The sequence below is a fragment of the Streptomyces globisporus C-1027 genome, from assembly GCF_000261345.2.
Classification (GTDB): Bacteria; Actinomycetota; Actinomycetes; order Streptomycetales; family Streptomycetaceae; genus Streptomyces; species Streptomyces pakalii.
Window position 1 is genome coordinate 7,282,041 of record NZ_CP013738.1, and the last position, 12,076, is coordinate 7,294,116.

General features: G+C 74.0%; 8 protein-coding genes. 5 read left to right on the forward strand and 3 right to left on the reverse strand.

From position 1 onward, the window contains the following. Positions 1-14: 14 nt before the first annotated feature. Genes WQO_RS32160 through WQO_RS32170 form a run of 3 tightly spaced genes read left to right on the forward strand, consistent with a single transcriptional unit; the run spans position 15 to position 5,136 of the window. On the forward strand, positions 15-1,511 hold the full coding sequence (locus WQO_RS32160; protein WP_050992289.1) for a nitroreductase: 1,497 nt from the start codon (positions 15-17) through the stop codon (positions 1,509-1,511). Beyond that, positions 1,508-3,247, forward strand: coding sequence for an ABC transporter ATP-binding protein/permease (locus WQO_RS32165; RefSeq protein WP_058954175.1), 1,740 nt, complete (start codon positions 1,508-1,510; stop codon positions 3,245-3,247). Before WQO_RS32160 ends, WQO_RS32165 begins: the two co-directional genes overlap by 4 nt. Then, a complete protein-coding gene (locus tag WQO_RS32170; protein ID WP_010059079.1) occupies positions 3,244-5,136 on the forward strand; it encodes an ABC transporter ATP-binding protein in 1,893 nt (630 codons plus the stop codon). Before WQO_RS32165 ends, WQO_RS32170 begins: the two co-directional genes overlap by 4 nt. Here the strand turns inward: WQO_RS32170 and WQO_RS32175 are convergent. The 3 genes from WQO_RS32175 to WQO_RS32185 form a co-directional block, all read right to left on the reverse strand. Next, positions 5,108-7,573, reverse strand: coding sequence for a SpoIIE family protein phosphatase (locus WQO_RS32175; protein WP_010059081.1), 2,466 nt, complete (start codon positions 7,571-7,573; stop codon positions 5,108-5,110). The genes WQO_RS32170 and WQO_RS32175 overlap by 29 nt on opposite strands. 236 nt (positions 7,574-7,809) lie before the next feature. Beyond that, positions 7,810-9,060, reverse strand: coding sequence for a glycoside hydrolase family 26 protein (locus tag WQO_RS32180; RefSeq protein ID WP_029182146.1), 1,251 nt, complete (start codon positions 9,058-9,060; stop codon positions 7,810-7,812). A 123-nt stretch (positions 9,061-9,183) separates the two neighbouring features. Beyond that, positions 9,184-10,473: a cytochrome P450 gene (locus tag WQO_RS32185; protein WP_058954226.1), complete on the reverse strand. Its 1,290-nt coding sequence runs from the start codon at positions 10,471-10,473 to the stop codon at positions 9,184-9,186. Between the two features lie 232 nt (positions 10,474-10,705). On the opposite strand from WQO_RS32185, the gene WQO_RS32190 reads away from it, so the two are divergent. Both WQO_RS32190 and WQO_RS32195 read left to right on the forward strand, forming a co-directional pair. Then, on the forward strand, positions 10,706-11,173 hold the full coding sequence (locus WQO_RS32190; protein ID WP_010059086.1) for a tyrosinase family oxidase copper chaperone: 468 nt from the start codon (positions 10,706-10,708) through the stop codon (positions 11,171-11,173). A gap of 19 nt (positions 11,174-11,192) precedes the next feature. Beyond that, positions 11,193-12,056, forward strand: coding sequence for a tyrosinase family protein (locus tag WQO_RS32195; protein WP_010059087.1), 864 nt, complete (start codon positions 11,193-11,195; stop codon positions 12,054-12,056). The last annotated feature ends 20 nt before the right edge of the window (positions 12,057-12,076 follow it).

Below are 12,076 nucleotides of genomic sequence, written 5' to 3' on the forward strand. Positions count from 1 at the left end.
TGGAGCACGCCACCATGCCCGACACGACGGAGCGAGCCGCCGCGCCCGGTCGCGAGGCGGTCGCCGTCCTGCCCGCCGCACCGGACCTCCTGCGCGCGGCGCTCGCGGACGCCCGGTCGCCGCGTGCCCCGGAGCTCTCCCCGTACGTTCCGGAGCGCCCGTTCCCGTGGAACGCGCCCGCGACGGCGAACACCGGCGAGCCCGGGACCGCGATCGACGTGGACCGTGTGCTGCGGCTCTCCCTGGCAGCGCCCGCCGGCACACCGGGCCGGCTGCGTCCCGTTCCCTCGGCGGGTGCGCTGCACCCGGTGCGCGCCCATCTGCTGGTCGGTCCGGGGTGTTCGCTGCCGCCCGGACGGTACGCCTACGCCCCGCGCACCCACCGCACCCACCGGCGTGGCCCGGCCCCCGACGGCGTACCCCCGGGAGCTCTCGTCGTCCTCACCGTGGCCGCGTCCCGTACCGTCGCCCACTACGGCCACCGGGCCTGGCCGCTGCTGCTCCTCGACGCGGGACATGCCGCCGCCGCCCTGGCGCTGGCCGGTGCCACGACCGCCGACGTGCTGGTCTCCCTCGACGCGGACGGCTCCCTTCTATCCGCCGCAGCCGGACTGCCGGGCGCCCCGGACTGGCAGGACATCTGGCCCGGCACCGAGCCGGAACTACCGCTCGCAGCCGTACGGTTGACGGCCCCGTCCAGTCCCGTCGAGGCCGAACCGCCGCTGGGCGCCTGGGCCGCTCTGCCCCGCGCCTCGGCTCCGACGCCACAACCCGGAGCCGACACCACCCCACCCCGTGAACTCGCTGCGGCACGCCATCTGTTGCACCAGATAGCCGAAACACCCGGGCTACCCGACGGCACTTGGCACCCGGCCCGGCGTCCCGGAGAGCTGACCGACGAGACTCTGGAGACGCGCCGGAGCGCCCCGCCCGAGGACCTGAGCCGCCCGCCCGAGAAGGAGTTGCTGACTCGGATCCTGGCCACCGCCGAGGGGGCGCTGCCGGAAGTGCCCGCTTGGACCGTGGCCCTGGGCGGTGTCACCCCGGCCCTGCACGCGGCGACGCCCGGCAGGGGCCTCGACGTCCGCGCCGTGGGCGACGCGCGTCCGACCCTCGCCCACTGGGCCGCGGGCCAGCACTGGATCGGTACCGCAGGCGCGGTGCTCCTGGCCCACGGGTGCCCCGAGGACGCCCCCCGGGCCACCGTCCGCAGCAGCCACCTCGCCGCCGGATACGCGGTCGGCGCGGCCCAGGCGCACGCCAGCGCACTGGGCCTGCGCTCACGCCCCATCGGCTCCTGGCAACAGGCCGACCTGGGCGCGGCCCTCGGCGACACCCCCGGCCGCGACTGGATCGTGCACGGACTTGCCCTCGGCGCACCCCTGACGCCCGCTGCCACCCCGGCCACGCCAACGACCACGGCGGAAGTCACTTCAGTCCCCACACCAGCCACCCCACCCACGGCATCCGCCGCCCCGGCGGCCCCGCCCGGTGAGGAAGAATGCCCATGATGCTCCACCCCGAACTCCTGCGTGCAGCGAGCACCGCGCGGCGCCCGCTCGGCCTCGCCACCGCACTGCTCGCGGCGGTCACCGCCACCCACCTCGCCCAGGCCGTCCTCCTCGCCCTCGTGCTCTCCCGGATCGCCCAGGCGGAGACGGCCGCCCTCGCCCCGCTGCTCACCGCCGTGATCACCGTCGTCCTCGTCCGCGCCGCCCTCGGTCGCGCCCAGCGCCTGATCGCCGTCACGGCCGGTGCCACCGTACGGGTGAGGCTGCGCGACACCCTGCTGGAGCGGCTCGGCGCGCTCGGCCCCACCGCGATCACGGGTGCGCGGGCCGGAGCCGTACGGGCCACACTGGTGGACGGGGTCGAGGGCGTCGACGCGTACATCTCGCGCTACCTGCCGCAACTCCTCATCACCGCCGCCGTACCGCCGCTGCTGCTCGTCGCCGTCGCTCTCGTCGAGCCCTGCGCGGCCCTCGCCCTCGGGCCCGCCCTGCTGCTCGCCCTCTTCGGTCCGCGCTGGTGGGACCGGCTGCTGGCGCGGCGCGGCAAGGAGCACTGGGACACCTACGAAGCCCTCGCCGCCGACTATTTGGAGGCCCTCCAAGGGATGCCGACGCTGCGCAACGCCGGTGCCGTCGGCCGCGTACGGGAACGGCTGGAGCGGCGGTCGGCCGCCCTGCACCGGAGCACCGTCGCCAAACTGCGGGTCTCGCTCGTCGACACCGGCCTCACCGACCTGGCCGTCCAGGGCGGCACGGTCGCCGCCGTCCTCGTGGCGTGCTCCTCGGCCGCCACCGGTCGCACCGCCGCCACCGGCACCTACCTCCTGCTCCTGCTCGCCTCCGAGTGCTTCCGCCCCGTCCGCGACCTCTCCCGCGAGTGGCACGCCGGCTACCTCGGGGTGTCGGCGGCCGACGGAATCGCCGCCCTGCGCACCGCCGAGGCCGCCGTTCCGGACCGGGGCACCGTGACCGCCGCCTGGGAAGGTGCGCCCGAAATCCGTTTCGAAGACGTGCACTTCACCCACCCGGGGAGCGCCCGGCCCGCCCTCGACGGCGTGTCCTTCACCGCCGCCGCCGGACGCACCACCGCCGTTGTCGGCCCGTCCGGCGCCGGGAAGTCGACGGTGCTGAGCCTCCTGCTGCGGCAACGGGACCCGGACGGGGGCCGCGTCACCGTATCCGGGACGGACACCGCCGCGTACGCCCTCGCCTCGCTGCGCCGGGGCATCGCCGTGGTCTCGCAGGAGACGTACCTCTTCCACGCCACGATCGCGGAGAACCTGCGCATCGCCCGCCCCGCCGCCACCGACGAAGACCTGCGGACCGCGGCCCGGACCGCCGGGATCGACGAGGAGATCGCCCGGCTGCCCGACGGTTACGCCACCCTCGTCGGCGAACGCGGCGCGACGCTCTCCGGCGGTCAGCGCCAACGGCTGGCCCTGGCCCGGGCGTTGCTGGCCGACGCCCCGGTCCTGATCCTGGACGAAGCCACCAGCGCGGTCGACGAACGCGGCCAGGCGCGCATCGTCCGGGAGCTGGCGGCGGCCGGCCGCGGCCGTACCTGCATCGTCGTCGCCCACCGGCTCGACGCCGTCCGCCACGCCGACCACATCGTCGTCCTCGACGCCGGCCGGGTGGCCGCTGCGGGCGACCACACCACCCTGCTCGCGGGCGGCGGCGTGTACGCCTCGCTCGTCGCGGCCGGACGCACCGCACAGGAGGGGCGCGCCGCATGACTCCGAACCCCCGCGCGACCGAGTCCCCGGACTCGCCCCCGCCCCCGCACACGACCCAGGCTCCGGACCCGGCCCCGCCCCCGATCCCACGCAGGACCCAGTCCCCGGACCCGGCCCCGTCCGGCGCCCTGCGCTCGCTCCTTCCCGTCCTCGGCGCGCACCGCGCGACCGTGGCGCGCACCTGCCTGGCCGCCCTCGTCGACCAGGCCGCCCTGGTGGCCCTGGTCACCCTCGCCGCGTACACGGTCGGCACAGCCGTCACCGAGCACCGGCCGCCCGCCCCCGGGACCGTCGCCGTCCTGATCGGGCTCGTCCTCCTCCGGGCGCTCGCCACCTGGCGCGAGATGGACCTCTCGCACGACCTCGCCTACCGGGTCCTGGCCGAACTGCGCGTCCGGGTCTTCGACGGGATGGCCCGCAGCGCCCCCGCCCGGATCGCGGGCCGGCGCAGCGGAGACCTCGCGGCCACCGCGCTCGGGGACGTCGAGGCACTGGAGTTCTTCTACGCCCACGCCATCGCCCAACTCCTCGCCTCCGGCGTGGTCTTCGCGGTGTCGGCGGCCGTGCTGGCTGCTCTCGGGCCCTGGCTGCTGCTCGCCGTCGTACCGGCCGCGCTGCTCCTGATGTGGTCGCCGCTCCTCGAAGCGCGCGGGCGGGCCGAACGCGGGCACCGCACCCGCGGCGCGCTCGCCGAACTGTCGTCGGAGACTGTGGAGAGCGTCGACGGACTGCGCGAGCTCCTGATGACGGGGTCGCTGAACCGCAGGCGGGCCCGGCTCCGGTCCGCCGGGCGACGGCTCGCCCGCGCCCAGCGCGCCGAACAGTCGTGGGAGACCGGTGCGGGTGCGGCCCGCGACCTGCTGGTCGTCGCCGCCGTCATCGGGGTCGTGGCGGCCGCCGCCCACGCCGCGTCCGCCGGACGTCTCGACGGGGCATGGGCCCCGGCCGCCATGGCGCTCGCCCTCGGCGCCCTGGCCCCGGTCGCGGAATCGGCGGCCGCGCTCGGCCGGGCGGGTGGTCTGCGCGCCGCCGCGGCCCGGGTCAGGGCCGCCGTGCACGCTCCCGCAGGAGCGCCTGCCTCCGCCGCTCCCCGCCCGGTCCCCCCGGGCCCGCTCGGCCTGCGGCTGCGCGGCGTGCGGTTCGGCTACGGGGGAGAGGCTGTGCTGGACGGCGTCGACCTCACCGTCCGGCCGGGTGAGACCGTGGCCCTCGTCGGGGCGTCCGGGGCCGGGAAGTCGACCTGCGCCCACCTTCTGGCCCGCTATTGGGACCCGGCCGAAGGGGCCGTGGAACTCGTGCCCGTCGGCCCGGCTCACCCCGTCGACCTGCGGGACCTCGCAGAGGACGACCTGCGCGCCGCCGTGTCCGTGGTGGGGCAGGAGGCCCCGCTCTTCCACGGCACCCTCGCCGAGAACCTCCGCCTGGGCGCCCCCGGCGCGACGGCGGACGAACTCGACGCGGTGGCCCGGATCTGCGGCGTCGACACCGTCGCCGACGCCCTGCCCGACGGTCTTGACACCGCAGTCGGGGAGCGCGGCGCGACCCTCTCCGGCGGCCAGCGCGCCCGGGTGGCCCTCGCCCGGGGGCTGCTCAGCGACCCGCGCGTCCTCGTCCTGGACGAGACGACCGCCCATCTGGACCACCGGGGCGACGCGGAACTGGCCCGGGCGCTCGCGGCCGGCTCCGCCACCCGGGCGACCCTGGTGATCGCCCACCGTCCGGCCACCGTCCGCAGGGCCGACCGGATCGCGGTCCTGGACGGCGGGCGCATCGTCGAGGAGGGCACCTGGGACGAGCTGATCCGGGCCGACGGCCCGCTGACCCGCCTCTTCGCCCACGAGCAGACGCCGGACGCGATGCTCAGGGAATCGGCTGCTCCGCCCAGATGATCTTCCCTTGGGGTGTGTAGCGCGTGCCCCACCGATGGGCGAGCTGCGCGACGAGGAACAGGCCGCGCCCGCCCTCGTCCGTCGTCCTGGCGTGCCGCAGCCGCGGTGAGGTGTTGCTGGCGTCGGACACCTCACAGGTCAGCGCCGACTGGAACAGCAGCCGCAGCCGCACCGGCCCGGAGGCGTACCGGATCGCGTTGGTCACCAGCTCGCTGACGATCAGCTCCGTCGTCATCGACAGCTCCTCCAGCCCCCACGCCTCCAGCTGGCGGGAGACGTTCGCCCGGGTCTCCCCGACCGCCGCGGGGTCCACGGGGACGTCCCAGGACACCAGGTGCTCCGGGCTCAGGACATGCGTCCGGGCGAGGAGCAGCGCGATGTCGTCCGGCTGCGGCACGGGCAGCAGTTCCTTGACCACTGCCGGACACAGGTCGTCCAGCGGCAGTCCGCCCCGGGACACCTCCCGGCCCAGCCGTTCCATACCGCTCTCGACGTCCCTGTCGGTCCCCTCGATGAGCCCGTCGGTGTAGAGACCGAGGAGGCTCCCTTCGGGCAGGACCACCTCCAGCGACTCGAAGGGCAGCCCGCCGAGTCCGAGCGGCGGCCCGGAGGGAAGGTCCGGGAAGGTGACGGCCCCGTCCGGCGTGACGACCACCGGCGGGGGGTGGCCCGCCCGCGCCATCGTGCAGCAGCCGCTCGTCGGGTCGTAGACGGCGTACAGACAGGTCGCCCCCACCACCGTCGAGCCGCCCCGCTCCGCCGGGCCCCCCGCACGCTCCTCCTCGCTGAGCCGCAGGACGAGATCGTCCAGGCGCGCCAGCAGTTCGTCCGGCGGCAGATCCATGTCGGCCAGCGTCTGCACGGCGGTACGCAGCCGGCCCATGGTCGCGGCGGCCCCGATGCCGTGTCCGACGACATCGCCGATGACCAGGCCGACCCGGGCGCCGGACAGCGGAATCACGTCGAACCAGTCACCGCCGACCCCGTCCTTCGCGTCCGCCGGGAGGTACGACCACGCCACGTCCAGCGCCGTCCCGCCCCGCAGGGTCTGCGGCAGCAGGCTCCGCTGGAGCACCAGGGCCGCGGTGTGCTCCCGGGTGTAGCGGCGGGCGTTGTCCACGCACACGGCGGCCCGCGCGACCAGCTCCCGGGCGGGCGCCACATCGTCCTCGTCGAACGGCACCGGGTTCTGCGACCGCATGAAGGTGGTCAGCCCCAGCACGGTGTCGCGGGCCCGCATCGGTACGGAGATCAACGAGTGCAGCCCGAACTCCCGGATCCGGGCGGCCCGCGCCGGGTGTTCCACCGTCCACCCGTGGCTGTCCGGGTCGAGCGACGGCAGCAGCACCGGGGCGCCCGCCAGCAGGAAGTGCGCGTCGTGCGGCGGCGGCACGAAGTCCACCGCGTCCCCGACCCGGACGACCGCCTCCGGGCAGCCCTCGCGCACCGAGCTCATGCCCGCCCGGCGCATGGCGGGCCGCTCGCCCTCGGCGGGTGTGGCCGACCCGGGCCGGTCACCGCCGAACGGGTTCTCCAGCAGGTCGACGAAGACGAAGTCCGCGAACCGGGGCACCGCGAAGTCGGCGAGTTCCTGCGCCGTACGCTGTACGTCCAGGGTGGAGCCGATACTCGCCCCGGCCTCGTTGACCAGCGCGAGCAGCCGACGCGCGTTCCACCGGTCGGTGACGTCGCGGACCATGTAGCCGATGCCGATCCGCCGGTCCTGGGCGTCTGCCAGCGGGAAGAACGAGCTCGCGTACGCCCGCCTGCGGTGCGGATCGGCCCAGCTCCAGCCCAGGTACTCGTAATCCGTGATCGCCTCGCCCGTTGACAGGACCTGCCGCATCAGCCGCTCGATCGGCGCCGCCAGAGCGGTCGGCAGCACTTCGGACGGCCGGCGCCCCATGCGCTGCTCACGCGGTACGCCGCCGAACCGCTCCAGGGTGTCGTTGAGCCAGAGGTAGCGCAGACCGGGGTCGAGAACCGCCATCCCGACGGGTGACCGGGCCATGAAGTCGTCCAGCACGGACCCGCTCATCGTCCAGTGCGGGGTGAGCTCCCGTCCGGACACGAGGAAGACCTCCTGCCCGGCGATCTGGAACGAGGCGGTGGCCCGCACATCGATGTCCAGGGACCGGCCGTCCCGGCCCCGCAGGGAGACCAGCCCGCTCCACGCCGACCCGGTCCGGCAGCGGGCGGCCACCGCGGCCGTGCGGCGGGGGTCCGGCGGGCCGGTCAGCAGGAGCGCGGCGGACCGGCCGACCACCTCGGCCGCCGGATACCCGAGCAGCGCCTGGGCCCCGCGCGTCCAGCCGATCACCGTGCCGTCCCCGGCGATCACCGCGGCCGCGTCGTCGGCCATCCGCGCCGGTCCCCGCCCGTCCCCGGAGGACAGCGGGCCGGGCTCCGCCGGGAAGCCCTCATCGGCGGATGCCATTGCACCTCACCACCCTCTGTAGGTTTCCATGGTCGCGCGTCGGCCCGGACCGCGCCCGGTGCGGCGTGCGCGGTACGCGCGCGAGCTGTCCCTCGTTCGGCGGCGTGACGCGGCGGGACGTGCCCGCGTTGGTGGGGTGACAAGCGGTTGCTCGTCCCCCTGCCCCCGCGCTGGACCCGTGTGGGTGAAGTGCTCCGGCCCCCGACCGGGGGCCGGAGCCGTTTCCATGCCCGGGGTCAGTAGCGGAAGCAGATCTCGCGCTCCGGCAGCCACGGCCCCAGCCACTCGGCGGACGGCAGGGTGACGCACCACCTGCGGCCGGGCGGAGTACCGGCCCCCGGCGAGGTGGGCGAGGGGGACACCGGCGGGGAGGGCTGGACGGACGGCGGGACGGTCGGAGACGGACTCGGGTCCGCCGGAGTGGGGGTGGGCGTCGGTGTCGGCGTCGGTGTCGGGCTGGGGGAGGGCTCGGCGGGCGCGGCCATCTCGGTCATCATCGTCCGGAACACCTGCGAGGACCGCGGATTGCTCCCGCACTGCCAGACACCGTGCGGGCAGTAGTCCGTGACCGTCTGGTAGAGCGGCTCGTGCCGGTCGATCCACTCCAGCATCCGCCGCATGTACTCGGGGTTGTCGCCGTTGCGGAAGAGCCCCCACTCCGGGAACGAGATCGGCTTGCCGCGCTCCGCGGCGAAGTCGACGTGCTTCTGGAGCCCGTACGGGTCGGTGATCTGGTCGTCGAAGGTCTCACCGGGAGGCTGGTCGTAGGAGTCCATCCCGATGATGTCGACGACGCCGTCGCCCGGGTAGCAATCGGTCCACGGCACCGCGTCCCGCCCCCGGCTCGGCGTGAAGTCGAAGCGGAACTCCTGACCGGGCACCGCGCGCATCGCCGTGACGATCCGCTCCCAGTACGCCTTCCAGGACGTGGGATCGGGACCGCACCGGTGTGTGTACGTCGTGCCGTTCATCTCCCAGCCGAGCACGATCACGGTGTCCGGCACGCCCAGCTCCACCAGGCGCTCCGCGAGCCGGGTGAAGTGCTGGTCGTAGTCGCCCGCCGCACCCGCCTGGAGCAGGGTGCGGACCTCGCCGTCCGGGACCCGCTCCTCGTTGCGCTCCAGCATCGGCACGTTCAGGACGAACATCCGGTCCGGGTCCGCCCGTCTCCACTCCGCCCAGGAGTCGAGGAAATCGGGGGAGCCCTCGATGTTCACCCACAGGTCGCCCGGCAGATACGTGTGCCCCACCCGCAGCTCCGCCCCGCCCAGCCAGCGCGAGAACTCGGCCATCCTGCTGACCCCGGCGGGCCCGTAGTCCAGATAAGCCCCGTGTGCCGTACTGCTCCCCGCCCGCGGCCCGCCGGGGGCCGCACCGTCGACGGAATCGGTGCCCGGTGGCGACTGGCCCGCGATGCCGCCACCCGCCAGGAGGCTGAGAGCAAGCGCCGCGATGCAGGAAACGAAGAGTCGGCGCTTTGCCGGCATTGCTCCTCCTGGCTGTGATGAATTCCGGTCGATTCGGCCCGGTGGGGAGAGCGTTTCATCATCATGCCCCGGCGGCATGCGGAGGGAGTCCATTTATCGTATTCGGCGTTGCGGGCGTGCCGTTCAGGTGAATGTGGGGCCGAACGTGAACGGCAGCGAGCCGACGCGGTTGTCGAAATTCGAATCGACGAGTCCAGGGTCGCCCAGATCCCGCATGACGGGACGTCGGTCGATCAGCTCCCGGAACAGGGCCGTCATTTCGAGGCGGGCCAGATGCGCGCCCAGGCAGTGGTGCGGGCCCCCGCCGCCGTATCCCAGATGGGGATTGGGTGAGCGGGTGATGTCGAAGCGATCCGGATGGGTGAAAACCGCCTCGTCGCGATTGGCGGAGGCGTAAATGAGTGCGACTTTCTCGCCCGGGAGGAATGTGCGGCCGCCCAGTGCGCATTCTTCGGTGACCGTTCTGCGGAACTGGATGATCGGAGTCGAATGCCGCACGATCTCGTCGACGGCTCCGCCGATGTACCGGTCGAAGTCGGACCGCAGCAGTTCCCGCTGCTCCGGATTCCGGTCGAGCAGGAACAGCCCGTGCGCGATGGCGTTGCGCGTGGTCTCCACCCCGGCCACCAGCAGCAGTGAGAAGAAGGCCCCCAACTGCCGCCCCGACAGCGCCTCACCGTCGATGTCCGCACACACGAGCGCCGAGACGAGGTCGTCCCCGGGACGACGGCGGCGCTCCGCGGCGAGCCGTCCCATGCCCCACTGCATGCGGGCCAGCGACGCCAGCCCCCGACCGGGGATCCGGATCCGGGCCCGGCCCCGCCGCTCGACGCCGACATGCTCCGACGCCTGGTCGATCTGCTCGGAGATCCGCGCCCGGTACGCCTTCGGGATGCCCATCAGGTCGCAGATCACCTCCAGCGGCAGCCGCGAGGCCGCCGACGGCACGAAGTCCCGGGGCCGCTCGGCGATCAGCTCGTCCACCAGCCGTCCGGCGAGCCGTCCGACGTTCTCCTCGACGCCCGCCAGCAGCCGCGGCGTGAACCGTCGCGAGATGATCCGGCGCAGCGCCGCGTGCTCGGACCCGTCCATGTTGACCATCGAGTTCCCGAACAGCGCCTTCGCCCAGCCGGCCGGCTCCGGAGTGGTCACCCCGGGAGCGCTGGCGAACACCCCGGGCGTACGGCTCGCGGTCCGCACATCGGCATGGCGTACCAGCGCGTAGAACGGCTTTCCGGCGGTACGCGCGGTACCGGGCCGGGGTGTGAACAGCACCGGCGCTTCCAGCTCCCGCAGCAGCGCGAAGGCCCCGAGCCGCTCGGGGCGCGGCAGCCGCCAGAACGCCGGGTCGGCCAGATCGACGTCCGCCGCGCGCAGCACACGGTCCCCGGACGGCTGATACGGAACGGTCATGCCCACCACCTCCACGGTTCGCCAGGCCATGTTCCGGTCAGCAGGCCACGGGAGCCGCCGCGACGCGGCCCGCCGCCGCCGATCGCCCCGCACCCTCACGCGTTTGCCGGAACGCCACCACCGCGTGTGCGCCGTACGCCGCACGCACGAGAACTGTTTCGCCACCGCCTCGTTGTCAACATCGCCATCAGAAGCACCTCGGACGAGTTAACGAGAGGCAGGTCGTCATCTCATGAGCCCCACCCCCGCGAAACCGGGCGGCACCCGCATTCCCTCCCGCCGGACCGTCCTGCGCGGAGCCTTCACCGCCGCCGTGGTCACGGGCACCGCCGGCGCCCTGTTCCCGCTGCTCGAGCGCGACCCGGCCGCCACGGCCCGGCCCGCACCGGCGCCGGGCCCCGGATCCCGGGCCACGTCGGAGGAGTTCGCCGAGATGTACCGGGGCCGGGAGATCCGGGGGACGGCGACCGTCGTCCCCGCGGGCGCCCCGGCCGACGACCGGGTCGCGGTCGCCGCCGAACCGGTCACCGAGATCCGTATCGACGGCAGGCCGCTGCACGTCATGAGGCGGGCGGACGGCACCTATCTGAGCGACGTCCGGCACTACGAGTCGTATCCGACGCTGCTGGAGACGGCCCGTGCCGCCGTCGACGAACTCGGCACCGCCCGACTCGCACCGCCCGCCGCGCACCACATGTGAACCAGGAGGACCAGCACCGGTGTACACCCGCAAGAACCAGCGCGACCTCACGCGCACCGAGAAGCGCCGGCTCATCGACGCGATCCTGAAACTGAAGCGCTCGGGCCGCTACGACGACTTCGTCGTCATGCACCGGGAGTACTACGTCATGGACACCGAACGCCGGCCGCGCCCGGCGCACATGACGTCCTCGTTCTTCCCCTGGCACCGCCAGTACCTGCTGGAGTTCGAGAAGGCGCTCCAGCGCGTCGACGCCGGTGTCAGCGTCCCCTACTGGGACTGGACCCAGGACAACAGGCCGACCTCCTCGCTCTGGGCGGAGGACTTCCTCGGCGGCAACGGCAGGTCCGGCGACCGCCGGGTCACCACCGGCCCGTTCGCCTACGCGGCGGGAAACTGGAGCGTCGGCAGGGGCGTCACCGACGAGCACTACCTCACCCGCAACTTCGGCAGGCCGGGCAGCGACCCGGTCTCCCTGCCCACCAAGAACGACCTGGCGCGGGCCCTCAAGGACCCCGTCTACGACACCGCGCCCTGGAACAGCGTCTGCACCGAGGGCTTCCGCAACCGCGTCGAGGGATGGGGCATCCGGGGCGTCCGCACGGTCGGCCTGCACAACCGGGTCCACCAGTGGGTCGGCGGGCCCATGGCGGGCGCGGCCTCCCCCGAGGACCCGGTGTTCTGGCTCCACCACTCCTTCATCGACCTGATCTGGGACCGCTGGCGCAAGGCCCATCCCAAGTCCGCCTACCGGCCGGGCCGCAAACCCGCCTCACCGGGCCCGGATCGCGACTACGTCTTCGGCCTCGACGACGCGATGCCGCCCTGGAGGGTGACCCCGAGGAAACTCCTCGACCACAGCAAGATCTACCGCTACGCCTAGGGCGGACGGAGGAACGGCCG

Excerpts from the sequence above, each read along its gene's own strand:
- WQO_RS32165 (WP_058954175.1), top strand. The coding sequence starts at position 1,508 with ATGATGCTCCACCCCGAACTCCTGCGTGCAGCGAGCACCGCGCGGCGC.
- WQO_RS32190 (WP_010059086.1), top strand. The coding sequence starts at position 10,706 with ATGAGCCCCACCCCCGCGAAACCGGGCGGCACCCGCATTCCCTCCCGC.
- WQO_RS32175 (WP_010059081.1), bottom strand. The coding sequence starts at position 7,573 with ATGGCATCCGCCGATGAGGGCTTCCCGGCGGAGCCCGGCCCGCTGTCC.
- WQO_RS32180 (WP_029182146.1), bottom strand. The coding sequence starts at position 9,060 with ATGCCGGCAAAGCGCCGACTCTTCGTTTCCTGCATCGCGGCGCTTGCT.
- WQO_RS32170 (WP_010059079.1), top strand. The coding sequence starts at position 3,244 with ATGACTCCGAACCCCCGCGCGACCGAGTCCCCGGACTCGCCCCCGCCC.
- WQO_RS32160 (WP_050992289.1), top strand. The coding sequence starts at position 15 with ATGCCCGACACGACGGAGCGAGCCGCCGCGCCCGGTCGCGAGGCGGTC.
- WQO_RS32185 (WP_058954226.1), bottom strand. The coding sequence starts at position 10,473 with ATGACCGTTCCGTATCAGCCGTCCGGGGACCGTGTGCTGCGCGCGGCG.